The organism is Pseudoalteromonas sp. SG44-1 (assembly GCF_014164315.1).
GTDB lineage: Bacteria > Pseudomonadota > Gammaproteobacteria > Enterobacterales > Alteromonadaceae > Pseudoalteromonas > Pseudoalteromonas rhizosphaerae.
Genome location: NZ_JACJEW010000330.1, coordinates 1 through 221 on the forward strand (window position 1 = coordinate 1; position 221 = coordinate 221).

Genomic DNA, 221 nt, shown 5'->3' on the forward strand with positions numbered 1-221 from the left:
TCTCGTGACTTTCCTGACCAACGACTTGGGTTATTCAATTTAGCTGCGTCGTTTACCTGCTGACGCTTGGCTAATATCTCTTTATCTAAACCTGAATGACGCTGATTTGGCGTGACAAATTTTATACCGCTGTGCAAATGCTCGTTATTGTACCAATCTACAAACCCTGCCACCCATTTTCTTGCTGTGCTTATTTCTGCAAATGGCTTTTCTGGGTAGTC

1 pseudogene is annotated in these 221 nt (G+C 43.0%); it reads right to left on the reverse strand.

Annotated elements, in window-relative coordinates:
- A pseudogene (locus H5187_RS24325) lies at nucleotides 1-221 on the reverse strand (integrase core domain-containing protein); the annotation flags it as partial.